This is a genomic window from Halalkalibacillus sediminis (assembly GCF_002844535.1).
Taxonomy (GTDB): Bacteria; Bacillota; Bacilli; order Bacillales; family Alkalibacillaceae; genus Halalkalibacillus_A; species Halalkalibacillus_A sediminis.
Map to the genome: position 1 here is coordinate 730,699 of NZ_PJNH01000001.1, position 24,035 is coordinate 754,733.

The window sequence follows — 24,035 nt, forward strand, 5'->3', positions numbered from 1 at the left end:
CTAATTGCATGTCGGCTGATTTTGATTGAACTTCTTTCTCATGATGACTGTTGTACCCTTCCCGTATTCTGAGGTCACTGATAAAGCATCCATAAAATTCTCCATAATCGTAAAACCCATTCCTGATCTTTCAAGTTCAGGTTTGGAAGTAAATAGGGGTTGAGTAGCTTCATCAATATTGTCCATACCATGCCCGTCGTCTGAAATTCTCAATTCAACTTCACTATTTTTGATTTCACACTCTAAAACGACTCGGCCTTCTTCATCTTCATCATATCCGTGAATAATTGCATTGGTTACAGCCTCTGACACAACTGTTTTTATTTCAGTCAATTCATCCACAGTCGGGTCTAGTTGTGCAATAAAAGAAGCAACTGTTACTCTTGCAAAAGATTCATTTTCACTTTTAGCGACGAATTCTACTTTCATATAATTATTCATGATGCCACCCCCAAACGATTAAGGGCAGCTTCCTCGCTAATATCTGTCTGAACGATTTTAAACATACCTGATAACTCGAATAATCTTTCTACAACAGGATTAATAGCACATATGACCATTTCACCTTTCATATGTTTTACTTCTTTATACCTTCCTAAAAACACGCCTAACCCTGATGAATCCATAAAATGAAGTTTACCTAGATTGACTACGACATGTTTAACCTCACCCGTGTTTAAATGCTTTTGCCATTCACTTTTTAACTTTTCTGCCTCGTGGTGATCCAACTCTCCAACTAAACGTACTAACAACACATCTTCTTTCTGTTCAAATTGCGTAAGTAGACTCAAAGCTTCTTCCTCCTTCAATTGACTTTCAGCTTATGAGTCTTTCTTCATTTAACTAACCTTTTCCTGCACGATGACAAAACAAGTGTAGAATCGACATTAATTGCCACGATGGATGGAAGTTATCGACTTTTTCCACAGGTTCCAAATAGATGCTTGTTCTACTTCTTCAGTAATAACGAGTGGGTATTCTTTTATAAGATTACTTTCTTTCATCAATTTGACTGAACCCAATTGGTCTCCTCTTGCAACTGGCCAGTGAATAGAGTCATTTTCTTCAATTACCGTTTCATAATCATCCATCGAGTCTCCTTTTTTCATCAGTAATGAAATCGACTCTTCAGGACCAACTTTGATCGTTCCTTTAGCTTTAGGATGAGATTTTTCTAAAACCGTTTGATTGTCCTGGTATAAACGTTTAATTTCATATTGGCTGAATGCATAATCAAGCATGTTAGAGATATCTTGGTTTCGATTTTTGGCAGTATCTGCCCCCATAACAACGGAAATCACTCTCATATCACCACGTTTAGCTGTAGCGGTCAAGCAGAACTTTGCTTCACTTGTGTATCCTGTCTTTAGTCCATCTACACCTTGATAAAACTTAACGAGCTTATTTGTATTGACCAACCAGAATTCATCGTCTGTTCCTTTTCTTAAATAATCTTCATAGACTTTTGTATAATCAAGAATTTCTTCATATTGCAAAAGCTCTCTTCCGATCATTGCCATATCATATGCTGAACTATAATGGTTATCAGTTGGTAAGCCAGTTACATTATTAAAATGAGTATTTTCCAAACCGAGTTCTTTTACCTTTTTATTCATTTCTTCCACAAAGGCTTTCTCAGATCCAGAAATTCGCTCCGCCAAAGCGACAGAGGCATCATTTGCTGATGCAATCGTTACTCCTTTTAACAAATCCTGTACAGACATTTCTTCAAAAGGTTCTAAATAAATTTGTGTTCCCCCCATCGATGAAGCGTGTTCGCTTATTCGAACATTTTCATCTAATGAAAGGTTTCCATTATTTAATTCTTCCATAATCAACAACATTGTCATTAGCTTAGTCATACTAGCTGGCGGCAACTTTTCATGACTATTATGGTTATATAAAACCTCCTGAGTATCTACCTCCACCAATACAGCAGATTTTGCGTGATCAGTTAAAGAAGTAACTTCCTCAGCATATAATCCTCCCGATGGCATCAACATAATTAAAGCTATGAAACCTATTATCAATTTCTTCATGTCCATGTTCCCTCCGTTTCATGTTTCATATTTTTTCCAAGTTCTCAAAAATTATTACGGAAAAGAACAAAAAAACTGGATGTCACCTTTGAGGTAACATCCAGTTTAGAATAATCAACAATTACTCAGAAATTAATGTTCTTATTAAATCAGGAGCTTTAACTTTATTCGAACTGATTACAATGTTTTCATATAACTTTTTCTTTACTTCTTCTAAGGATACATCATTCGAATGAATCGTCAGTAGAGGCTCTCCCTCTTCTACTCGATCCCCAATTTTCTTATGAAGAACAAGTCCCACAGATAAATCGATTACTGAATCCTTAGTCTGTCTACCTGCACCTAATAGCATAGCTGCATTTCCGATTTCATCAGCTACAATCTCGTCGATGTAACCTGACTCTTTTGCTAACAATTCAGTACGCTCTTCAGCTTGAGGAAGAAGCGAAGGATCATCAACTACAGAAGCATCTCCACCCTGAGACTCGAGAAATTCTTTAAATTTAGCAATTGCTTTACCGTTTGAAATGTTTTCCTCTAGTAACTGTCTTGCTTCATCAAGTGTTTCAGCCATTCCGCCAGCTACAACCATTTGGCTACCTAATATCAAGGATAGCTCAGTTAAGTCTTCAGGTCCTTCTCCACGTAAAGTATCAATTGCTTCTTGAACTTCCAACGCATTACCTATTGCTCTACCGAGTGGCTGACTCATGTCACTGATTACAGCCATCGTCTTACGTCCTACACGATTTCCGATCGATACCATTGCCTTAGCAAGATCGATGGACTCATCTTCTTCTTTCATGAAGGCGCCTGCACCTGTCTTAACATCAAGTACAATAGCGTCCGCTCCAGCTGCAATCTTTTTACTCATAATTGAGCTAGCAATCAATGGGATTGAATTGACCGTCGCAGTCACATCTCGAAGCCCATATAACTTTTTATCAGCAGGCGTCAAATTGCCTGATTGTCCAATGACCGCAATTTTGTTTTTGTTTACTAGTTTTACAAATTCGTCATTGCTGATTTCAACATGGAAACCTGGCACCGCTTCAAGCTTATCAATTGTACCACCAGTGTGACCCAATCCTCGGCCACTCATTTTTGCCACTGGAACTCCTGTTGAAGCTACCAATGGAGCTAAAACTAATGTTGTGGTATCACCCACACCACCGGTCGAATGCTTGTCAACTTTGATTCCATCAATGGCTGAAAGATCAATTGTGTCTCCCGAATTCACCATTTCCATTGTCAAAGTTGCTCGCTCTTCTTCGGTCATGCCGTTAAAGTAAATTGCCATAGCAAATGCACTTGCTTGATAGTCAGGAATTGAGCCGTCGGTATATCCTCTGATGAAAAACTTGATTTCTTCTTCAGTAAGCCCTTCTCCATCACGTTTTTTGGCGATAATATCATACATTCTCATTGTCTGTAGTCACTCCTGCTATACCTTTTGTACAATTGCTTGAACTAATTGAATGAAGTCATCACGTACTTTTTCAGTTGTTTCAATTACTTCATCATGTGTGAGAGGTTGATCCAAAATACCAGCAGCCATGTTAGAGATACAAGAGATCCCTAATACCCTTAATCCTGCGTGGTTTGCGACAATCACTTCTGGTACCGTAGACATCCCGACAGCGTCTCCGCCTAACGTTCGAAGCATTTTAACTTCACTGGCTGTCTCATAAGTAGGACCTGTATTACCTACATACACACCTTCTTGCGTTTGAATGTTCAATGAATCAGCTGTTTCTCTTGCAAGATTGATCAACTCACGATCATAAGGTTGAGACATATCAGGAAAGCGTGGACCTAATTCATCATCATTTTTACCGATTAATGGGTTATCGCCCATCTGATTAATATGGTCATTGATCAGCATGAGGTCACCAGGGTTGAATGACTGGTTAATTCCACCTGCCGCGTTTGTCACTAGTAATTTTTCTACACCTAAAGCTTTCATTACACGGACTGGGAATGTCACTTGTTGCATCGTGTATCCCTCGTAATAATGAAAACGACCTTGCATCGCAATGACGGTCTTCCCTTTCAATTCGCCTACGACTAACTGACCTTTGTGACCGGCCACAGTCGATTGTGGGAAATTAGGGATCTCCCCATACTTTATTGTTGTTGCGTTCTGTATTTCTTCAGCTAAAACTCCTAGACCTGATCCTAAAATCAAACCGATTTGAGGCTTATCTCCATTTAATTTAGACTCAATCCATTGTTGGGATTCTTTAACTTGTTCTAACATGTCCATTGATAAAACTCCTCTATTTAATTTCGTTTAAAAAGCTTTTGCCTATTTCAGGTTCTTCAACATCGAAGTTCTCTGCTACGGTAGCGCCGATATCGGCAAAAGTTTCTCTTAGCGGTAAGCTTTTACCTTCATCAATACCCTTGTGATATGCGATTAAAGGTACATATTCTCTTGTATGATCAGTTCCATGGTGTATCGGGTCGTTTCCATGGTCTGCTGTAATAATTAATAAGTCATCATCTTTTAATTTATTGAGAACCTCTGGCAATCTTTGATCAAATTGCTCTAATGCTTCCCCATATCCTTGTGGGTCTCTGCGGTGACCGAACTTTGCATCGAAGTCTACTAAATTCAAAAAGTTAAGTCCTTTGAAAGACTGATCCATCGACTTAACAAGTTTGTCCATACCATCGTCATTACTGTCTGTACGAATCGCTTCTGTCACGCCTTCTCCATCATAAATATCGGAAATCTTACCTAAAGCAACCACATCATTACCGTTATCTTTTAAAGAGTTCATAACCGTGCGTCCGAATGGTTTTAGTGCGTAGTCATGGCGGTTAGAAGTTCTTTCGAAAGCCCCAGGCTCTCCAACGAAAGGACGTGCAATTACACGCCCGATCATGTAAGGATCATCAAGAGTTAACTCTCTGGCGGTTTCACAGATTTCATATAGTTCTTCTATAGGTACGATATCCTCATGAGCTGCAATTTGTAATACAGAATCAGCAGAAGTATAGACGATTAACGATCCAGTCGCCATGTGTTCTTCTCCTAATTCATCTAAAATAGCTGTTCCTGAAGCTGGTTTATTACCAATCACTTTACGACCAGTCTTTTCTTCTAATTGTTGAACCAATGCATCCGGAAAACCATCTGGAAAAGTTCTGAAAGGCTTAGTGATATGAAGGCCCATGATTTCCCAATGCCCCGTCATCGTGTCTTTACCTACAGATGCTTCTTGCATTTTTGTATAATGTGCCATTGGCTTCTCTGCTGCCTTGATCCCTTCTACTTCACGGATATTCCCAAGTCCAAGCTTCGCCATATTAGGCATGTTCAATCCTTGCATATGTTCAGCGATATGACCCAGAGTGTCAGCACCAATATCATTGAACGCTTTTGCGTCAGGTGCTTCACCAATTCCTACTGAATCCATCACGATTAAAAATACTCGATTAAATGGTGCCATATTAATCCCTCCAACATATTCATTCTTCTTTCATCTTAAACGATTGCGTTAAAAATATAACATAATTATGCTCGCGGATGGTAGTTTTGATAGATATCTTTTAGACGTGTTTTTGTAATATGAGTATAGATTTGTGTCGTTGAAATGTCTGCGTGACCTAACATCTCTTGTACAGCCCTTAAGTCCGCTCCATTTTCCAATAAATGAGTTGCAAATGAATGACGCAGAGTATGAGGTGTTAGTTCTTTATTAACTCCTTTTTCCTGTGCGATCTTCTTTAAAACTTTCCAAAAGCCTTGTCTAGTCATTGCAGTTCCTCTATGGTTTAAAAACAGGGCATTTGTCGACTGTTTTTTCAACAGAGAAGGACGAGCGTATTCTACATAGTTCTCAATCGCTTGCTGTGCCTGGCTTCCAAGAGGAACGATCCTCTCTTTTCCACCTTTTCCTGTAATTCGAACGAATCCCATCATTAAATGAAGATCGTTCAACTCCAATGAAAGTAATTCAGTTATTCTAAGACCTGTTGCATAAAGTGTCTCTAGCATGGCTTTATTTCGCATAGTAATTGGTTCTTCACCTGGCAAATCAAACAATACCTCAACCTCTTGACTAGAAAGGACTTTAGGTAATTTCCTCTCTTGTTTTGGAGACTGGATATGAAGAGAAGCATCATGCGAGAGATTATATTCCCTAATTAAAAATTGGTGGAAGGAACGAATAGTAGAAATAAGACGAGCATTACTAGATGGGGCACGACCTTCTTTGACACGTTCATTAAGGAACTTTCTAATATGGTGTCGATCGATTTGTTCAAGTTCACGTATCGCTTCTTTATTTGTTAGGTAGTCTGCATATTGATTCAAATCCCTTTTATAAGATTGAATAGAATTCTCAGACAACCCTTTTTCAACAGTTAAATAATGAAGAAAATCTTGTATCGCATCTTTCATCTCAGCATCTCTCCATTTTGATAGATTAAATTGAACATAAACAAAAAAACCTTTCTCTTTAGAGGAAAAAGGTTGTAGTATGTATCATTCACTTTTCTTCTGACATTTACTGCAGATGCCATGGAAGGTCAATCTGTGATCCTTCACTTTGAATTGCCAATCTCTTTCAACAATTTTCTCAACATCTCCAAGTAAATCTTCATCGATTTCTTGAACAGTCCCACACTCAATACACACTAAGTGATGGTGAAAGTGCTCAGCACCCTCTTTTCGTAAATCATATCTAGACACGCCATCACCGAAATTGATTTTGTCTACTACTTTTAATTCTGATAATAATTCTAAAGTGCGATAAACTGTTGCGAGACCAATTTCTGGTGATTTCTCTTTGACGAGGAGGTAAACGTCTTCCGCACTCAAATGGTCTTCTTCATGTTCAAGTAGAACACGAACTGTGGCTTCGCGCTGTGGTGTCAATTTGTAACTTTGTGAATGAAGTTGTGTTTTAATACGTTCAATGCGGTTTTCCACTAGTTGATCCCCCTCTCAATCAGTACAAATATAATTATAATCAAGGGGGTATTTTGTGTCAAATTATAATAATTACAATTAACTCTTTATATTTATTTTAAATTAATAATGATTATAACAAGCGTTCCATTGCCATTGAAGATATATATACTTCAATCAAAGAACCTACAATCACAAGAGCTAATGCTATAACAAAACTTTTAAAGTAAAGACTAATCGCTTCTCCTATTGTGTATGGACTCCGCTTCTTTAGGAAGAGCATTTGAAGAACATAGACAGAAAAGATCATGCTACTAGCAACTACCAGCAAATATGCAGGGACAATGAATAGATTCTGTGGTGCGATCGCTGTGATGGATAAAAGTAAACCTTGTCCTGATAACTGGTTAACCAAAAACCCTACTGTGAATCCTATTACTACACCTTTCAGAAACAATAGAAACCATACTATAGGTAACCCAACTACTGACAAGCCAAAGAAAAATAAGAAACTGATATATTTTCCGTGTGAAGTAATTGAAGACAGCAGATCGTTCTGCGCTTTACCGACTTGTTCATCCGCAGACGAATACAAATACTGTTCGACGAAAAATAATAAATCCTGCCTTTGAACAAAACTTAAACTTCCAACAATATTTGCTCCGAAAATGACACCAATCACGAACAAAACAAACAAGAATACATATAAACTGAAATAAGGCTCAGAAGTATAGGGAGAACCTTTCAACCAACGTTTCATCTTACGCTCCTCCAATCAACTCTACTCTATTTAATCTTATGAGATAGATTAGAAGATAGAACTGATTGATTCACGTTATTTTCATTTGGCTAATCGATACCATAATTCAATTGATCAAGCAGCAAGTAGTATATGGCATGAATCGTTTTTGCATCATGAATTCTCTCTTGTTTGATCATCTGTTTGGCTTCTTCTAGAGTGACTTCCACTAAATCTACAAACTCATCTTCATCACCGTCTAAACGATTTTCTGAAAGTTTCAAGCCCTTAGCTTCATAAACATACAACTTCTCATCCGCAAATCCCGGGGAAGTATAATAAGACACAACAAAAGACAGTTCATCCGCTTCATATCCAGTTTCTTCAGCTAACTCTCTTTTTGCTGTTTCTTCTGGATTCTCTCCTGCTTCTAATTTACCAGCAGGTATCTCAATGATGCTTTTTTCTAGCGGCTTACGGTATTGTTCAACCATGATGACTTTTCCTTCATCTGTACGAGCAATGATAGCCACTGCTCCAGGGTGCTTAACCAACTCTCTCTTTGAAGTTTTCCCATTAGGTAATTCAACATCATCCACTTGCAGGTCAATTACTTTCCCTTTAAATATTGACTCTGTTTTAATAGTTTTCTCTTCAAATCTCTTCATCAATTATAAACTCCCTTCTCTGTTTTATTTTATCATTTAAAAGGTATTGTTTGTTTAGATAGCTTTAGTCTATATAAAATAGTAGTGAAGGAGTGTTTAAATGAAAACTAGAAAGCTTGGTCATTCCAATATGGAATTGACTGAAATAGGTCTCGGTTGTATGAATCTTGGGACAAACGAAGCAAATGCGAAAGAAGTTATCGATGCTGCTATCGATCAGGGTATTAATTACTTAGATACTGCGGATTTATATGATTTCGGAACAAATGAAAAACTAGTAGGAAACGCGATTAAGGGGAAACGTGACGATTTGATCATCGGTACCAAAGGAGGCAATCATTTCGAAGAAGGTAAGGATGACTGGTATTGGGATCCTTCCAAAAAATATTTAAAAGAAGCCATTAAAAATAGCTTACTGCGTTTAGGTTTAGACTATGTAGATTTATATCAATTACATGGCGGAACGATAGAGGATCCTATCGACGAAGTGATCGAAACTTTTGAAGAGTTACAACAAGAGGGCTTAGTAAAACACTTCGGCATTTCCTCCATCCGTCCAAATGTCATACAAGCATTCACAGAACGATCGAATATCACTAGTGTCATGATGCAGTACAGTGTACTAGACAGACGTCCTGAGGAAAAAATGTTGAACTTATTGGATTCAAATAACATCAATGTCTTGGCTCGTGGTGTACTTGGCAAAGGCATGCTTACCGATCGAGGATTAGAACAGTGGGAGAAAAAAGGGCAAGAAGGATTTCTTGATTACCAACCACAAGAGCTTAAAAACTTCATTCAAGAGTATCAAAATATAGCGAAGCAATTTAATCGTACGCCTCAGTCTTTAGCAATTGGTTATGCTCTCAACCATCATGCGATAGGAAGTATCATATTAGGCGCTAGTAAACCTGAACAAGTCATTGAAAATGTTCGCGCCTACGATGAAGCTGTTTATAATCATGAGCTATTTGAGTTGCTTAACGAAATATCCAAAGAGAATTTTTACGATAAGCACCGAGAATAAATACGTTTTAATATAAAATAAGGAGCCACCGAAATCGATGGCTCCTTGTTTATGCATAACAGCTGGTTGATTCAAATGTTATTACATTATCTTTCCTTACTTCAACTATTTCTCCAACACTCTGAAGATAATCAAGTTGACCGACTGTCTCCGACATTGTGAGGCCAAACTGTTTTTCATAATGTTTAGGAAATAAAAATTTACATATTTCAAAAGGTGTAGCACTATTATTTTTGATGAAATCCAATACTTTGTAGGCCCTTTTCTCTTGTTTCAGGATTCGGTCATCGATCAGTGCTCGATACTCTCTTAATACCTCTCCATGGCCTGGAAGTATTTCAGTAATATCATAATCCTTCAATTTCAACATCGATTGCCTGTAATCTAACAATGGTCTAGGTCTTTCAATACCCTTATCGCTAGGAGGCTCAAGTAAAGGGTTGGATGATATATGTTTTATTATGTGATCTCCACCAATCAAGATGCCTGATTCATGGTCGAAAAAAGATAGGTGACTCTGAGCATGACCTGGGGTCTCTAAAACTTCAATCGATGGTAATCCTTCAATTTTCTGACCTTCAAGCAGTTCATCAGTCAGTGCAGACTTAAATACGAAATTCGAATAGTTTGCGGTAGATTTTTCGATTTCCCGATATGCTTCAGGAACCCCCCAGTCATCATACAACTGGTTAAAGAAATCTATATACATCTTAAAGTATCTTTCATCTTTTGTTAGCCAATTATTTACGTAGGGATGGCCATAGACTCTCTTTACATTAGTGAATTTACCAACTAAACCGATGTGATCTGGATGGTGGTGTGTCAACACGATTTCATCTACGTCTTCTGGTTTCAAACTGAGCTCTTTCAGTTGATCTTTAAGCGATTCCCAAGCCTTTTCAGTATAAACCCCCGCATCAAATAATGTGACACGGTCCCCAACATGCAAATACGCGTGCACATCTCCAACAGCAAAGGGTGTTGGTAAAGTAAGTTGGTGAATATTTTGTGCTTTCATTATATGCCTCCAAAAAAATGAATCATTATTCAATTTATTATACTACAAAAGTATTGTACCTTCCACACTATATTATTACTCCTTAAAAGTAGTTTTGATCGTTCTTTCTAGAATTTTTGGCAATTGTTCGAAACTGTAGTTGATTTCTAAGCGTTCAGTCCACTGGTGTGCATCTTTACCATAAGGGCCGATATTCAACGTAGGTACTATTAAACGGTCTCCCTTTATAACCATATTGGCGAGCCCAGCTTTTTCTAAGGGCATATTTTCAGTAAGCGATTGGATTTGGTCAGATGTTTGATTACTTTCTCCAACAAAACTCAAATCTGATAGGCCTGAAAAATAAGACAAAACCTCAGGTGAACGTTCATGCTCTTTTTCCGTATAGTCCGAAACATCATTCAAAATATTTTTTATCATACTATGATGTTGACTAGTAACAGCAGGATAAAACGGTGGGCTGAAAAATAGAACAATCATCGGAGCAAGGTCTTTACAAAGATAAGCCAAATCTTGAGTCAAAACGGTTGAGAAATCGCGATCTCCCCCACTACGATCGTGTATAAGCAACCTTTGTCTTCGTTGTACCTCTTCGGCCCCGTGTCTTTCTACAGCCGCTTCGTATAACATGTCATAATCCATTACAGAAATAGTATAAGTAGATTCATCTAACTGATATTCGTCTTTATAAAAGATAGAAGCTTTCTCTCTCATATGTTGTTCTACATGTGACTTCGTTTTATTCATAACGTCAAAAAGCTTTTTTCGAATGTCGTCGATCGTTTGTTCCATATAAAAGACGTTGTACATAGAAACGGCAGTTAAAGGAGTTTGGACAGAATACTGATCTTTCAAATCACGATTCATCAAGCTGACCGGAGGAGGCGTTATTTGATTCTCTACTTCTTCTATGAACAATTCATTTAATTCTAAATGCTCATTTAAATAACTTGTTATTAAATTAGCGTTCAATCCGTGGAAAGGCTCACCTACGTGAGTCTCTTTTCCATAGCAAAAGAAACCAGGTAGTAATTTACCAAGAGACCCCGTGTAAAAATAAGTTTGCTCATCACCTGGATATTGACGGAACATTGGTTCACAGTTCAAACAGAGTTTATAATCTAAATCGTATTCAGCTTGAATCTTCTTTAATTCTTCCACAGCTTCGATCATCCCTATGGAATTAGCTTCTTCATCAGGAACGACCAACTGAAGAATATTCCCATCCCACTCACCATTCATCGCTTTTTCAAGCATTGATAGTTGGAGCGCGGTACCTGCTTTCATGTCCATGGTGCCTCTTCCGAACAACCACTCGCCTGTTTTCAAATCTCTCTTGATCTCTTCTGGTAAATTAGAAAAGTCCTTAACAAACTCCTCAGTAAGTTCTTTTACACGAAATGCAGACGGTTTTAAAGATCCATAATCGTCAACATCCACAACATCTATATGACTAACAAGAATAATTGTTTGCTTAACTTCAGGTTTTTTAACTAATGCTGTAAGAAATTGTCTCCCATCTTCAATGGGCCTCCTTCTTAGATGGTCAGGGTGTTCATTGAAATAATCTCTCTCTTGTAGAAGCTGATAGATATAATCCACGATTGCAATTTCATCTTCACTACCAGTAACACTCTTAAATGAAACCAATTGATCCAATAATCTGACTAATTCTGCTTTTGTTTGCCATTTCATCTATAAACAACTCCCTAAGAAAATTGATAAACCCTGTTAATTCGCATGTTTAGTTGACTTTTTTTAGTATATACACCACAATCATAACAGAGAATTGAAAGAGGTGTTGATCATTCGACCGAAGATTTTCGCACATCGAGGCGCGAGTAGATATGCTCCAGAAAATACCTTTCCAGCATTTGAATTGGCATATGAACTAGGAGCAGATGGAATCGAGCTTGATGTTCAATTATCAAAAGATCAAATACCCGTTATCATACATGATGAAAATTTAAGAAGAACAACTAACGGAAGTGGTTTTGTACAAGACTATACCTTCGAAGAGTTGAGTCAATTTGATGCAGGTAGTTGGTTTTCAAAACATTACCAGAGTACAAAGATCCCTTCATTAGAACAGTTCTTACGATGGGTCGAACCGAAAAATTTGATAGTAAACATCGAATTAAAGACGAATGTTTTAGAATATCAGGGTATAGAAGAAATAATAGACGGACTTATCAATCAATTCAACTTATCAGATCGAACAATTGTTTCAAGTTTTAATGATGCGACAATCAGGAATTTAAGAAATATAAATGAAGACCTAACACTGGCATGGCTTACTAAAAAAAGATGGAGAGACATTACCCAGCTATTAAAAGATATTGGAGCTAATGATATTCACATCAAAAGCACTCTCCTCCCATCAGGTATGAGGAAATCTATACAGGAACATGAAATTCCGTTTCGTGTGTATACGGTAAATAGACCGATTACAATGAGAAAGTGCTGGCAATTAGGAGCAGATGGTATTGTTACAGATGTTCCCGATATTGCAAAAAAGACTTTACAATAAAATTATATGAAAATCTCAGGATGATAAGTGTCCATCATTTAGGAGGCAAGACATTGGAACTCGAATTTTTAGGGACGGGCTCCGGCGTACCGTCTAAAATTAGAAATGTCTCATCTATAGCACTTAAAATGTTACAAGAACGAGATGAGGTTTGGTTGTTCGATTGTGGTGAAGCCACTCAACATCAACTATTGAGTTCTACAATCAAACCACGGAAAATCTCAAAAATATTCATCACGCATATGCATGGTGATCATATCTTTGGTCTGCCTGGTCTACTAAGTAGTCGTTCTTTCCAAAATGGCACAGAGTCTATCCAAATATTCGGTCCAAAAGGCTTGAAAAAATTCTTAGAAACATCATTAGAGACAAGTCATACTAGACTTAAATATGATATCGAGTTCGTGGAATTGAACGAAGGTATGATTTTCGAAGATGAACATCTTTCGGTTTCATGCTTTACATTAATCCATGGTGTCCCTTCCTATGGTTTTGTCATTCAAGAAAGAGATTCCATCGGTCACCTGTTACCTGAAAAGTTGAAAGAGAAAGGTATACATCCAGGACCGATTTATCAAGAAATCAAAAAACAAGAAGTCACTGTATTACCTGATGGTACTCACGTTCACCGAGATGAAGTCACTGGTCCTCCTATAAAAGGCCGAAAAATCGTAATTTGTGGAGACACTAAACCTACAAAAGATATCGTCCAACAAGCTAAAGATGCAGATGTACTTGTTCACGAAGCAACTTTTACAAATAAAGATCTCCAACTTGCAGAAGATTACAATCATTCAAGCAGTCACGAAGTAGTTCGCTTGGCCTCACTTGCTAACGTTAGCCAACTACTGTTGACTCATTTATCCTCAAGATATAATCAATCAGATTTAGAACAAGAATTAAATCAACTGAAGAGTATTTTTCACTCAGTCCAATACGCATATGATTCATTTAAATACGAAGTAAAATAGTTAGGGGTGATCTTCATGAAAGATATTAGTTTACTTGTCCAAGATCATAAGAAAATGTATCGCGCAGGAAAAACGATGACTCATACATTTCGTATTCATCAATTACAGAAACTAAAAGATATGCTGCACCGTTATGAACCTAGAATATACGAAGCGTTGAATAAAGATTTGAATAAATCATCTTATGAGGTACTGACTACAGAGCTTGGGTTTCTATTGAATGAATTGAATGAAACGATAAAATACCTTAAAGATTGGATGACTCCACGTAAAGTGAAGACACCATCTACCCATAAAGGTGCTAAAAGCATCATTTATAAACAGCCTTATGGAGTGACACTGATCATCAGTCCATGGAACTATCCCCTGCACCTAGCAATTGCACCTTTAATCGGGGCGATTTCAGCTGGGAATACTGCTGTTATTAAACCATCTGAACTCACACCTTACACCAGTGACTTACTTGAAGAAATGATTAAAGAAACGTTCGAAGAAAAATATATTACTGTTTTACAAGGTGATAAGGAAACCTCTCAGCAGTTATTAAAAGAACCATTTGATTATATATTCTTCACTGGAAGCGTTCCGGTAGGTAAGATCATTATGCAGGAAGCTGGTAAGCAACTAATCCCCGTAACTTTAGAACTGGGCGGGAAGAGCCCTTGTATTGTAGATCGTGACGCGAAGCTTGATCTAGCAGCTAAACGTATCGCTTGGGGTAAATTCACGAACGCTGGTCAAACATGTGTAGCTCCTGATTACTTATTGGTTCATGAATCAGTTAAACAAACATTTATCAAGAAAATAAAAGAAGAAATAGAAAAATTATATACTGACAACGCATTGCAAAATGATGATTTCAGTTCCATCGTAAACGAAAATCACTTTAATAGATTACTTGATTATCTTGAGGATGGTAAGGTCATTTATGGCGGTCAATCAGACAAAAATACCTTGAAGATCAACCCTACGATCGTCGACGACATCACTTGGCAGTCCAATGTTATGCAGGATGAAATATTCGGGCCGATCCTACCCGTAAGAACTTTCGGTAGACTAGAAGACGTGGTAGACGAAATTGAACATTCTAGAAATCCGCTAGCTCTCTATTACTTCTCAGAGAACTACCAAAAACAAGAATGGATTACTAGAAACATTTCATTCGGTGGCGGCTGCATCAATGATACACTGATGCACTTAGGAAACAATCACCTACCATTTGGCGGTATCGGTTCCAGTGGTATTGGTAAATATCACGGCCGTGCAAGTTTCGATACATTCACTCACCAAAAGAGTGTTCTCAAGCAAACTACAGCATTTGATTTAGCTTTCCGGTACCCTAACTCGAAAATGGGCCGTAAGATTTTGAATAAGATTTATAAAAAATAGGATTTAGATCAATTTTAGGGTGCTCCTTTGGGGCACCCTTTTTTCGTTAAGAATACTGAGTTGCTCTCGAGACTAGTTAATCGTTCTTTGCGACTAGTTAATCTCATCTTACGACTAGTTAATCAACTCTTATGACTGTTCAACAATAAAGCTCAGTGAAAAAGAAAAACCCGAACTTTTGAGTTCGGATTTTCATCTTACCGTTCAATTCTTTTTATTTTTCTTGTAATCATTCAAGAAATCTTTTTGAAAACTTGTCGTTACAGATGGTTGAGGATTATCTTGATGTTTGATGAAAGTCCCTTTGCCATACTTCTCCTCAATGCTTTCCATCGCTTGATAAAGTTTTTCTTTTTCCGCTTCTTTTTCATAATTAAATAAATCCAACTGCTGGGCTACTTCTTCTTTTAAAACTAAATGCTGGGCTGTAATTCCTAACAACCTGATCGGCTCTTCGTTCCAATGTTCATCAAATAAGCGAGAGGCTATAGAGAAAATATCTGAGCTACTATCTATCAACTGATTCAATTGCTTACTGCGGGTAATCGTCTTTCTATCAGAATAGCGAATCATCAGTTGGATATTTTCAGAAAAAACTTGCTTATTAGCCATGCGTTCTGATACTTTTTTCGCTAATTGGTTTAATAATTGGTCAATTTCTTTACGGTCTGTAGTATCAAAGGGTAAGGTGTTGGAATTCCCTATACTTTTAAACTCATTTACTGCATCAGGATCAACAGGACGATCATCTATCCCATTCGCGCGACTATTTAACCGTTCACCATTAATACCGAGTAATTGTTTTAGATGATAGGGATCTCTCGTGGCAAGATCGCCAATGGTGGATATATTAATCGATCTCAATTTTTCTTCAGTCTTCTTACCGACCCCGTACATTTCCCCTATCGGAAGCGGCCACAATTTATTTCTAATTTCTCTTTTCCGTAACACAGTGATTCCTAGTGGCTTTTTCATGTCCGAAGCCATTTTGGCCAAAAATTTATTAGGAGCAATCCCTATACTGCATGGCAAATCAAGCTCATCCATAATTCTCTTTTGTAAGGAATGAGCTATCTCTAGTGGGTTCTCTCCTCTAGTATATTCAGTAATATCCATATAGCCTTCATCGATTGAAACTGGTTGAACAAAAGGCGTAACTTCAGAAAGCATAGAAAAGATATGCTGTGAGGCTTCTCTATAGCGATTGAAATTAGGCTTCATTACAATCAGGTCAGGACAATGTTCATATGCTTCCCACAAAGGCATCGTCGTTTTGACACCTTTTGCCCTCGCCTCGTAACTACTTGTCACGACGATCCCCTTCCTCTTTTCAGGATCGCCAGCAATAGCTAAAGGCTTACCTTTAAGGTCTGGTCGATAAGCCATTTCGACGGAAGCATAAAAACTATTCATATCTACATGGAATATAATTCGACCCTTGGACATTTAGACCACCTTCATCGCTAAAACGGAATAGAGCCGGAGATAATGACCTCCGACTCTTTATAGCTATTATTCGTTTGCAGCTTCTTGGACTATTGCTGTAAGTAGTTCTGAGATCTTTACAAGTTCAGAGATTGGCATTTTTTCATTTGTGGTATGAATATTTTCATATCCTACACACAAGTTCACAGTTGGAATACCTAGTCCGGCAATGATATTCGCATCACTACCACCACCGCTACTTTCTAACTTACTCTCTCTGCCGATTTTCTTAGCAGCCGAACGGGCGATTTCTACTACAAGATCTCCTTTTTTGTGCTTATATCCAGGGTACATAATCTGAACATCGACATCGAACTCGCCACCCATTTCTTTTCCTACAGCATCGCAAGCTTTTTTCATTTTTTCTACTTGTTTATCTAGTTTAACCGGATCCAGTGAGCGTGCTTCAGCTAACAAGTAAGCTTCTTCGCACACGACATTTGTAGCTTTTCCACCTTCAAAACGACCAATATTAGCAGTGGTTTCAGCGTCTATTCTTCCTAATGGCATTTTAGCAACGGCCTTTGCCGCTAGAGTAATTGCTGAAACCCCTTCTTCAGGTGCTACTCCGGCATGAGCAGACTTGCCACGTGCTGTTATCCATAATTTAGCTTGTGTAGGTGCTGCCACGATGATGTTCCCCACATCACCATTACTATCAACTGCATATCCATATTTTGCGTAAATTTGACTTCCATCTAACGCTTTTGCACCCACTAATCCAGATTCTTCACCAACTGTGATGACAAACTGGATATCACCATGCTCCACATTTTCTTCTTTCAAACGTTTGATCATCTCGAGCATTGCTGCTAGACCAGCTTTGTCATCAGCTCCTAGAATGGTTGTACCATCTGAGTGAATGTAACCGTCTGTTATGGAAGGTTTAATCCCTTGTCCTGGAGCTACTGTGTCCATGTGAGATGTAAAATAAATGGGCTCAACGCCATCTTTTGTTCCTTTAAGCGTACAAATTAGGTTGTTTGCTCCATGGTCCGTTTTTTCTTTTGCTTTGTCTTCTTGAATGGACAAGCCAAGTTTGCCGAACTTTTCTTTCAGTACTTGCTGGATCTGGGCTTCATTTTTTGTTTCAGAATCGATTTTGACTAATTCAATGAATTCGTCAATCAATCGTTGTTCGTTAACTTCTATCATTAATTACACTCCTTACAAAGGTATGTTTCCGTGTTTCTTTTTCGGACGATCTTCTTTCTTATTCTTGAGCATATCAAGGCTCTGGGCTAATTTAATTCGTGTTTCTCTTGGATCAATTACATCATCGACCATTCCGAGTCCCGCTGCAACGTAAGGATTCGCGAATTTTTCACGGTATTCATCGATCTTCTCTTGTCTAGTTTCTTCTGGTTGGTCGCTCTCTTTAATATCTTTTGCAAAAATAATATTCGCTGCACCTTCTGGTCCCATTACTGCTATTTCCGCATTTGGCCATGCGTAAACTAAGTCGGCACCAATCGATTTACTATTTAAAGCAACGTAAGCGCCACCGTATGCTTTTCTTGTAATAACTGTGATTTTAGGAACTGTTGCTTCAGAGTAAGCATAAAGAATTTTAGCACCATGGCGAATGATTCCCCCATGTTCCTGCTTGATTCCCGGGAAAAACCCAGTTACGTCTTCAAAGGTTATGATTGGGATATTGAAAGAGTCGCACGTTCGAATGAACCTTGAAGCCTTATCACTTGAGTCGATATCAAGGCCACCTGCCATGAATTTTGGCTGGTTACAAACTAAACCGACGGATCTCCCTTTAATTCGAGCGAATCCTACTACGATGTTCTTTGCAAAATCTTTATGCATCTCAAAAAATGAACCATCGTCAACAACCTCATTGAGTACCGTACGAACATCATAAGGACGTATCGGATCAAAAGGGATGAGATCTGTCAATTCATCACGGAAATCATTATCGTCCCCCTCTTCTAAAAGAGGTGTGAATTCCTGGCTGTTTTGTGGAAGGTATTCGATCAGTCTTTTCACCTGGTCCAAAGCCTCTTCTTCCGTGGAAGCTTTGAAATGTGCATTCCCACTCTTAGCGTTATGTACATCAGCTCCGCCAAGATCTTCTGAAGATATTTTTTCACCTGTAACTGTTTCGATTACCTTCGGACCAGTAATGAACATTTGCGATGTCTTCTCCACCATAATGACAAAGTCTGTAATTGCAGGTGAATACACTGCTCCACCAGCACAAGGTCCCATGATGACTGATATTTGTGGGATGACTCCTGAATAAATGGAATTACGATAGAAAACATGTCCATACCCATCTAGTGAAGCGACACCTTCCTGGATACGAGCTCCACCTGAATCATTCAGGCCGATAAAAGGCGTGCCATTTTTGGCGGCCAGATCCATGACAGCAGCGATTTTCTTACCGTGCATCTCTCCTAATGCTCCGCCATATACAGTAAAATCTTGCGCAAACAAATAAATCGGACGTCCATTTACTTTTCCATAGCCAGTAACAACACCTTCTCCTGGAACTTCTTTTCCGTCCATTCCGAAGTCAGTCACTCTATGTTCGATAAATGGATTCAACACAACGAACGAACCTTCATCTACTAAATAAGCGATTCTCTCACGTGCAGTGAGTTTTCCTTTGTCTCTCTGTTTTTGAATTTTATCGTCGCCGCCACCCATTTCAACTTTACGACGCTTGTCATATAATTCATTAATTTTATCAAAAATATCCATTTATTAATCCTCCTGCTTTTGTTGACACATTTCGAATAAAACGCCATTCGCTGCTTTCGGATGAAGAAAGGCAATTTGGGACTCATGAGCACCTTGTTTAGGTTGTTCATGGATTAATGGAATCCCATTTTCTTTCATTGATTGCAGGCGTTGTTCAATATCATCTACCTCTAAAGCAATGTGGTGGATCCCTTCACCTTTTTTATCAATGTATTTAGCAATTGGAGATTCCTCATCGATAGGTTCTAATAATTCAATCGCACTCTCGCCAATACGAAAAAAGCCTACCCGTACTTTTTCAGTTTGCACTTCTTCTGTTCCTAAATACTCTAGACCAAGAGAATCTTTGTAAAAAGGAATCATCTTATCTAGATTTTTTACTGCTATTCCGATATGAGCGATCTTTTTCAAGATGCATCACCCCGCACTAGATTTTCAATATAAGTTGCGATTTCGGAAGTGGTTGTCCCTGGTGTGAATATTTTTTTAATGCCTGCATCTTCTAAATAAGAAATATCTTCCTCAGGAATAACACCACCACCGATGACTGGAATATCATCAGCTTTACGTTCTTTTAATTCTTGGACAACTTTCGGGAAAAGTGATTTATGGCCACCTGACAATGAGGACAACCCAATCACTTCAACATCTTCCTGAATCGCTGCTTGAGCAATTTGCGCAGCTGATTGACGAAGGCCAGTATAGATGACTTCCATGCCTCGATCTCGCAATGCCTGAGCTATAATCAATGCGCCCCTGTCATGCCCATCAAGGCCAGGCTTGGCAATTAGCACACGTATTTTCTGTTCCATTCATTTATCTCCTCTCAACTTCACAATTATTATTTAAGCACCTGTGTATTCACCGAATTCACTTCGGAGCACATTACAAATTTCACCGACAGTCGCATAAGCCTTCACACAATCAAGAATGTGTGGCATCACATTTACCTTCTCGTCCTGCGCTGCAGTTTTCAACTCATTAAGAAGTTGGTCAACGTTTTCTTGGTCTCTCTTCTGACGTATTTTTTGTAAACCTTCTACCTGCTCTTTTTCCAAAGCTTCATCTACTTTCAATAAATCAGCATGCACTTCATCATCTGTTTGGAATTCGTTCATGCCTACGATGATATCTTCTTTAGATTCGATTTTCTTTTGTGCTTCATAGGCAGCTTGGTGGATTTCGCGTTGCATATAACCATCTTCTACTGCTTGAACCGCCCCACCCATTTCGTCGATCTTTTCGATATATTCCATCACCTGCTGCTCAATATCGTCTGTCAATTTTTCAACATAATAAGAACCTGCAAGAGGGTCAACAGTATCAGCAACACCACTTTCGTGAGCAATGATCTGCTGAGTACGAAGAGCAATTCTTGCTGACTCCTCAGTAGGTAAAGCAAGAGCTTCATCTCTTGAATTAGTGTGTAGGCTTTGAGTACCTCCCATCACAGCTGATAAAGCTTGTAAGGCTACGCGGACAATATTGTTATCCGGTTGCTGTGCTGTAAGGGTCGAGCCACCTGTTTGGGTGTGAAAACGTAAGCGCCAACTTTTTTCGTCTTGAGCTTGGTACTTCTCTTTCATTAACTTCGACCAAATTCTTCGTGCTGCACGGAATTTAGCTGCTTCTTCAAAGAAGTGATTATGAGCATTGAAAAAGAATGCTAAACGAGGTGCGAATTGATCAACTTTTAAACCGCTTTCAATTGCTGCATCAACATAAGCCATTCCGTTAGCTAATGTAAATGCTACTTCCTGCACGGCCGTAGAACCTGCTTCGCGAATATGGTAACCTGATATACTGATTGTATTAAATTTAGGAGCATTCTCTGCACAAAATTCAAATATATTCGTAATGATTCTCATGGAAGGCTTTGGTGGGTAAATATAAGTTCCACGAGCAATATATTCTTTTAAAATGTCGTTCTGGATGGTTCCAGTGATTTTATCTGCTGGAACGCCTTGCTTTTCTGCAACCGCAATGTACATGCAAAGTAAAACTGAAGCTGGTGCGTTGATCGTCATTGAAGTACTTACTTGATCAAGTGGAATTCCATCAAGTAACGTTTCCATATCTTCTAATGAATCTATGGCTACCCCAACTTTACCAACTTCACCTTCTGCCATCGGATCATCTGAATCATACCCAATTTGAGTTGGAAGGTCGAAAGCTACAGAAAGGCCGGTTTGACCTTGATCCAATAAATAACGGAAACGTTGATTCGTTTCTTTGGCAGACCCGAATCCTGCATACTGACGCATCGTCCAAAATCTATTTCGATACATTGATGGTTGTATGCCTCGTGTGTATGGATATTGCCCAGGAAATCCCAATTTTTCGACATATCTCTCATATCCTGATTCCTCTTCAGGAAGGTACAATGGGTCTATTTCCATCTCAGATTTGTTTAAAAAGGGTTGTTTTCTCTCTGGGAATTTTTCGTTAGCTTTTTTTACTTGCTGTTCCCATTTTGATTTCTTTTCATTATAAGATTGTGACATATGTAATTCTCCCTTCCATGTGCGTTCTTCTTTCATATGGCGTTGAAACATCTACTTTTATTGTAAAGGAAAGTTTTATCTTGTCCAATCAAAGTTTTTCTTTTACAATGTAAAGTAGTGGGAATACGTAAGGAGGAATTCACGTGGCTAATCAAAAGAAAACAAATGCTCCGTTTTCTTCAGGTAACCGTAAAAGAAAGAAGTGGACGACAATAGTCATCTATTTAATGATTATAGCAATGCTTCTTTCAGTGTTTACAATGGGAGCTGGCATGTTTATATAAGTAAAGCAAAAAAAAGGTATGGGGTCGATTTCGATCCCATACCTTTTTATGCTTCATTCACGAGAAATCCTTCTTCTTTCAGTGCAGCTTCTGCCTCGTCAAGAAGATCTTCAGACTGCGCAGAAATCGTATGAAGATGGATGCCATCTGTCAATTCAGAAAGCAAAGAGGCTTTCGAATGACCGACATCCTTTATGAATCTTTCCACTTCTTTTCTGTTCGAAATATGAAGAGATGCAGTGAATTCCCCGTAAATCGGATGATCAATGATCACATTTTTAACGTAAACACCATGATCAACTAACAAATTCAATTCTCTTTCAGTATCCTTCGGTAAATGGAAACAAGCAATCGTGCGTTCTATCATATGATCGGATTGAGATTGGCTAAAGTATACATATCCTTGACTGGTAGATATAATCGGCTCGTCTTTCGCCTTGAGTAAAGCCATATCTCCTACAATCACTTGCCGACTGACTGACGCCCGGCTCGCCATTTGACTTCCAGTAATTGGTTCATTACTGTCTTTCAACCATTTAAGAAGAAAGTCACGTCTTTTCTCTCCTACCATCTTTTCTTCCTTACTCATCATTTCACCTTCTCTACTTGGTCAATCCCTAAATGTTCATAAACGATTTCTTTTATGGTTTGGGCTAAACCAATCACATCTTCTAGCTTGGTATACTTGCCGAACGAGATGCGAATGAACTCCTTTGCCCGTTCATCTGAAACTCCTAATGCTTTCAAAGTGTTTGGTGTATGATTATATTTTACATCACATGCACTTCCTGTGGAAATGGCATATCCTTTTCGATTACATTCCAACATCAACCACTGACCCTCCAGTCCTCTAATACCAAGCCCTAGAATCGATGGTAGCTGGAAATCCTCATTTTCACATCCGTAAATTTCAATCAAGTGATTGATTGAACTCAACTTGTCTATAAATTCTTCCCTCATATATTTCATTCGTGTAAATTCTGAATGACAGTCACCCACTGTTACCTTTGCAGCAACAGTCATCGCCGCCACGCTCGGAACATCAATCGTGTTACCCTCTAGCATCAATTGGGACGTTCTTTTCGCATTTGTGTTATGGGCTTCCTTCAAATAAAGACCACCACTACCTTTAGGGCCATAAAATTTGTGGCTTGCAAATGAAAGACTATCCACTCTTTTGGTTATATGACTTATATCCAATTTCCCAAAACTTTGAACAGCATCTACATGTAATTTGATTTGTTTTTCTTCACACCAATTCGCCACTTCATCTATTGGCTGCATCGTGCCGATCTCACCATTAATATGCTGTAAAGCAACTAGACAAGTATCTTCAGTTGTTGCATTTTGCAAAGCACCAATGTTAATTCGTCCAGATTCGTCCAATGGAATAGAAGTGATTGAATAACCTTCCTTTTTAAATATCTCACATATTTTATGTAAAGAATTATGTTCTGCCTGTGAAATGATGATGTGTTTGCCACTTGAGTTATTCGTATGGAAGTCCAATGCTATCCAGTTAGCTTCAGATCCTCCATTCGTTATGAAAAGTTGATCTGTATCAGCACCTAGTACTTCGCTAATTGTACGTTTGCATTGTGTATAGAGTTGTTCCGCAGAAGTCCCTAGGTCATGCAAGCTATTAGCGTTCGCATAATAGGTTGAAGCACATTCTTTATAGGCCTCTAGAGCTTCCTCACACATTGGAGTAGTAGCAGCGTAATCGAAATATTTCAAAAAGAGGT

23 protein-coding genes and 1 pseudogene are annotated in these 24,035 nt (G+C 38.5%); 5 read left to right on the forward strand and 19 right to left on the reverse strand.

What is annotated here, in order from left to right; all coding sequences use genetic code 11:
- The 10 genes from spoIIAB to CEY16_RS03935 form a co-directional block, all read right to left on the reverse strand.
- Positions 1-441: an anti-sigma F factor gene (gene spoIIAB / locus CEY16_RS03890; RefSeq protein WP_101330650.1), complete on the reverse strand. Its 441-nt coding sequence runs from the start codon at positions 439-441 to the stop codon at positions 1-3.
- Complete coding sequence (spoIIAA, locus tag CEY16_RS03895; protein ID WP_101330651.1) at positions 438-791, reverse strand: anti-sigma F factor antagonist; 354 nt, start codon at positions 789-791, stop codon at positions 438-440. Before spoIIAA ends, spoIIAB begins: the two co-directional genes overlap by 4 nt.
- Positions 792-887: 96 nt before the next feature.
- A complete protein-coding gene (locus tag CEY16_RS03900) occupies positions 888-2,039 on the reverse strand; it encodes a D-alanyl-D-alanine carboxypeptidase family protein (RefSeq protein WP_101331133.1) in 1,152 nt (383 codons plus the stop codon).
- A 121-nt stretch (positions 2,040-2,160) separates the two neighbouring features.
- Positions 2,161-3,465 (reverse strand): pyrimidine-nucleoside phosphorylase, encoded by a 1,305-nt coding sequence (locus tag CEY16_RS03905; protein ID WP_101330652.1) that lies wholly within the window; start codon positions 3,463-3,465, stop codon positions 2,161-2,163.
- Positions 3,466-3,483: 18 nt separating this feature from the next.
- Positions 3,484-4,299, reverse strand: a complete 816-nt coding sequence (locus CEY16_RS03910) for a purine-nucleoside phosphorylase (RefSeq protein WP_420795516.1) — start codon at positions 4,297-4,299, stop codon at positions 3,484-3,486.
- Positions 4,300-4,318: 19 nt separating this feature from the next.
- A complete protein-coding gene (gene deoB / locus CEY16_RS03915) occupies positions 4,319-5,497 on the reverse strand; it encodes a phosphopentomutase (RefSeq protein WP_101330654.1) in 1,179 nt (392 codons plus the stop codon).
- Positions 5,498-5,562: 65 nt separating this feature from the next.
- The gene (gene xerD, locus CEY16_RS03920; protein ID WP_101330655.1) at positions 5,563-6,450 is read right to left on the reverse strand and encodes a site-specific tyrosine recombinase XerD; all 888 of its coding nucleotides are present in this window, start codon (positions 6,448-6,450) and stop codon (positions 5,563-5,565) included.
- Between the two features lie 84 nt (positions 6,451-6,534).
- Positions 6,535-6,981, reverse strand: coding sequence for a ferric iron uptake transcriptional regulator (fur, locus tag CEY16_RS03925; protein ID WP_101330656.1), 447 nt, complete (start codon positions 6,979-6,981; stop codon positions 6,535-6,537).
- 112 nt (positions 6,982-7,093) lie between these two features.
- On the reverse strand, positions 7,094-7,720 hold the full coding sequence (gene spoIIM, locus CEY16_RS03930; protein WP_101330657.1) for a stage II sporulation protein M: 627 nt from the start codon (positions 7,718-7,720) through the stop codon (positions 7,094-7,096).
- A gap of 89 nt (positions 7,721-7,809) precedes the next feature.
- The gene (locus CEY16_RS03935; RefSeq protein ID WP_101330658.1) at positions 7,810-8,367 is read right to left on the reverse strand and encodes an NUDIX hydrolase; all 558 of its coding nucleotides are present in this window, start codon (positions 8,365-8,367) and stop codon (positions 7,810-7,812) included.
- 100 nt (positions 8,368-8,467) lie between these two features.
- On the opposite strand from CEY16_RS03935, the gene CEY16_RS03940 reads away from it, so the two are divergent.
- Positions 8,468-9,394, forward strand: coding sequence for an aldo/keto reductase (locus tag CEY16_RS03940; protein ID WP_101330659.1), 927 nt, complete (start codon positions 8,468-8,470; stop codon positions 9,392-9,394).
- Positions 9,395-9,443: 49 nt separating this feature from the next.
- Here CEY16_RS03940 and CEY16_RS03945 read toward each other — a convergent pair whose 3' ends face one another.
- Positions 9,444-10,412, reverse strand: a complete 969-nt coding sequence (locus CEY16_RS03945; RefSeq protein WP_101330660.1) for an MBL fold metallo-hydrolase — start codon at positions 10,410-10,412, stop codon at positions 9,444-9,446.
- Positions 10,413-10,487: 75 nt separating this feature from the next.
- A complete protein-coding gene (locus CEY16_RS03950; protein WP_101330661.1) occupies positions 10,488-12,107 on the reverse strand; it encodes a M20/M25/M40 family metallo-hydrolase in 1,620 nt (539 codons plus the stop codon).
- 106 nt (positions 12,108-12,213) lie between these two features.
- Here CEY16_RS03950 and CEY16_RS03955 point away from each other — a divergent pair, with 106 nt between their 5' ends.
- From CEY16_RS03955 to CEY16_RS03965, 3 genes are read left to right on the forward strand one after another with little or no spacing between them, the layout of a single operon-like run.
- On the forward strand, positions 12,214-12,942 hold the full coding sequence (locus CEY16_RS03955; RefSeq protein ID WP_101330662.1) for a glycerophosphodiester phosphodiesterase: 729 nt from the start codon (positions 12,214-12,216) through the stop codon (positions 12,940-12,942).
- A gap of 53 nt (positions 12,943-12,995) precedes the next feature.
- On the forward strand, positions 12,996-13,913 hold the full coding sequence (gene rnz, locus CEY16_RS03960; protein ID WP_101330663.1) for a ribonuclease Z: 918 nt from the start codon (positions 12,996-12,998) through the stop codon (positions 13,911-13,913).
- Positions 13,914-13,928: 15 nt separating this feature from the next.
- A complete protein-coding gene (locus tag CEY16_RS03965; protein WP_101330664.1) occupies positions 13,929-15,302 on the forward strand; it encodes an aldehyde dehydrogenase in 1,374 nt (457 codons plus the stop codon).
- A gap of 204 nt (positions 15,303-15,506) precedes the next feature.
- Here the strand turns inward: CEY16_RS03965 and CEY16_RS03970 are convergent, their stop codons facing one another.
- The 5 genes and pseudogenes from CEY16_RS03970 to CEY16_RS03995 all read right to left on the reverse strand — a co-directional run bounded on the left by CEY16_RS03970 (position 15,507) and on the right by CEY16_RS03995 (position 22,006).
- A complete protein-coding gene (locus tag CEY16_RS03970; RefSeq protein ID WP_101330665.1) occupies positions 15,507-16,748 on the reverse strand; it encodes a DNA polymerase IV in 1,242 nt (413 codons plus the stop codon).
- A gap of 66 nt (positions 16,749-16,814) precedes the next feature.
- Positions 16,815-17,942 (reverse strand): M20/M25/M40 family metallo-hydrolase, encoded by a 1,128-nt coding sequence (locus CEY16_RS03975; RefSeq protein ID WP_101330666.1) that lies wholly within the window; start codon positions 17,940-17,942, stop codon positions 16,815-16,817.
- 12 nt (positions 17,943-17,954) lie between these two features.
- Positions 17,955-19,502, reverse strand: a complete 1,548-nt coding sequence (locus tag CEY16_RS03980) for an acyl-CoA carboxylase subunit beta (RefSeq protein ID WP_101330667.1) — start codon at positions 19,500-19,502, stop codon at positions 17,955-17,957.
- Between the two features lie 3 nt (positions 19,503-19,505).
- Positions 19,506-20,314, reverse strand: a pseudogene (gene mce / locus CEY16_RS15390) (methylmalonyl-CoA epimerase).
- A 33-nt stretch (positions 20,315-20,347) separates the two neighbouring features.
- Positions 20,348-22,006, reverse strand: a complete 1,659-nt coding sequence (locus CEY16_RS03995; protein WP_101330669.1) for an acyl-CoA mutase large subunit family protein — start codon at positions 22,004-22,006, stop codon at positions 20,348-20,350.
- Between the two features lie 143 nt (positions 22,007-22,149).
- Here CEY16_RS03995 and prli42 point away from each other — a divergent pair, with 143 nt between their 5' ends.
- A complete protein-coding gene (gene prli42 / locus CEY16_RS15115; protein ID WP_162297840.1) occupies positions 22,150-22,290 on the forward strand; it encodes a stressosome-associated protein Prli42 in 141 nt (46 codons plus the stop codon).
- A 46-nt stretch (positions 22,291-22,336) separates the two neighbouring features.
- Here prli42 and CEY16_RS04000 read toward each other — a convergent pair whose 3' ends face one another.
- On the reverse strand, positions 22,337-22,879 hold the full coding sequence (locus CEY16_RS04000) for a transcription repressor NadR (protein ID WP_101330670.1): 543 nt from the start codon (positions 22,877-22,879) through the stop codon (positions 22,337-22,339).
- Positions 22,879-24,027 (reverse strand): cysteine desulfurase family protein, encoded by a 1,149-nt coding sequence (locus CEY16_RS04005; RefSeq protein ID WP_162297841.1) that lies wholly within the window; start codon positions 24,025-24,027, stop codon positions 22,879-22,881. The genes CEY16_RS04000 and CEY16_RS04005 overlap by 1 nt, the downstream gene beginning before the upstream one ends.
- Between the last annotated feature and the right edge of the window lie 8 nt (positions 24,028-24,035).

Bases quoted from the DNA above. Each gene is read 5' to 3' on its own strand.
- spoIIAB (WP_101330650.1), bottom strand. From the start codon at position 441: ATGAATAATTATATGAAAGTAGAATTCGTCGCTAAAAGTGAAAATGAA.
- CEY16_RS03900 (WP_101331133.1), bottom strand. From the start codon at position 2,039: ATGAAGAAATTGATAATAGGTTTCATAGCTTTAATTATGTTGATGCCA.
- CEY16_RS03905 (WP_101330652.1), bottom strand. From the start codon at position 3,465: ATGAGAATGTATGATATTATCGCCAAAAAACGTGATGGAGAAGGGCTT.
- CEY16_RS03910 (WP_420795516.1), bottom strand. From the start codon at position 4,299: ATGTTAGAACAAGTTAAAGAATCCCAACAATGGATTGAGTCTAAATTA.
- deoB (WP_101330654.1), bottom strand. From the start codon at position 5,497: ATGGCACCATTTAATCGAGTATTTTTAATCGTGATGGATTCAGTAGGA.
- xerD (WP_101330655.1), bottom strand. From the start codon at position 6,450: ATGAAAGATGCGATACAAGATTTTCTTCATTATTTAACTGTTGAAAAA.
- spoIIM (WP_101330657.1), bottom strand. From the start codon at position 7,720: ATGAAACGTTGGTTGAAAGGTTCTCCCTATACTTCTGAGCCTTATTTC.
- CEY16_RS03935 (WP_101330658.1), bottom strand. From the start codon at position 8,367: ATGAAGAGATTTGAAGAGAAAACTATTAAAACAGAGTCAATATTTAAA.
- CEY16_RS03940 (WP_101330659.1), top strand. From the start codon at position 8,468: ATGAAAACTAGAAAGCTTGGTCATTCCAATATGGAATTGACTGAAATA.
- CEY16_RS03945 (WP_101330660.1), bottom strand. From the start codon at position 10,412: ATGAAAGCACAAAATATTCACCAACTTACTTTACCAACACCCTTTGCT.
- CEY16_RS03950 (WP_101330661.1), bottom strand. From the start codon at position 12,107: ATGAAATGGCAAACAAAAGCAGAATTAGTCAGATTATTGGATCAATTG.
- CEY16_RS03965 (WP_101330664.1), top strand. From the start codon at position 13,929: ATGAAAGATATTAGTTTACTTGTCCAAGATCATAAGAAAATGTATCGC.
- CEY16_RS03970 (WP_101330665.1), bottom strand. From the start codon at position 16,748: ATGTCCAAGGGTCGAATTATATTCCATGTAGATATGAATAGTTTTTAT.
- CEY16_RS03975 (WP_101330666.1), bottom strand. From the start codon at position 17,942: ATGATAGAAGTTAACGAACAACGATTGATTGACGAATTCATTGAATTA.
- CEY16_RS03980 (WP_101330667.1), bottom strand. From the start codon at position 19,502: ATGGATATTTTTGATAAAATTAATGAATTATATGACAAGCGTCGTAAA.
- CEY16_RS03995 (WP_101330669.1), bottom strand. From the start codon at position 22,006: ATGTCACAATCTTATAATGAAAAGAAATCAAAATGGGAACAGCAAGTA.
- CEY16_RS04000 (WP_101330670.1), bottom strand. From the start codon at position 22,879: ATGAGTAAGGAAGAAAAGATGGTAGGAGAGAAAAGACGTGACTTTCTT.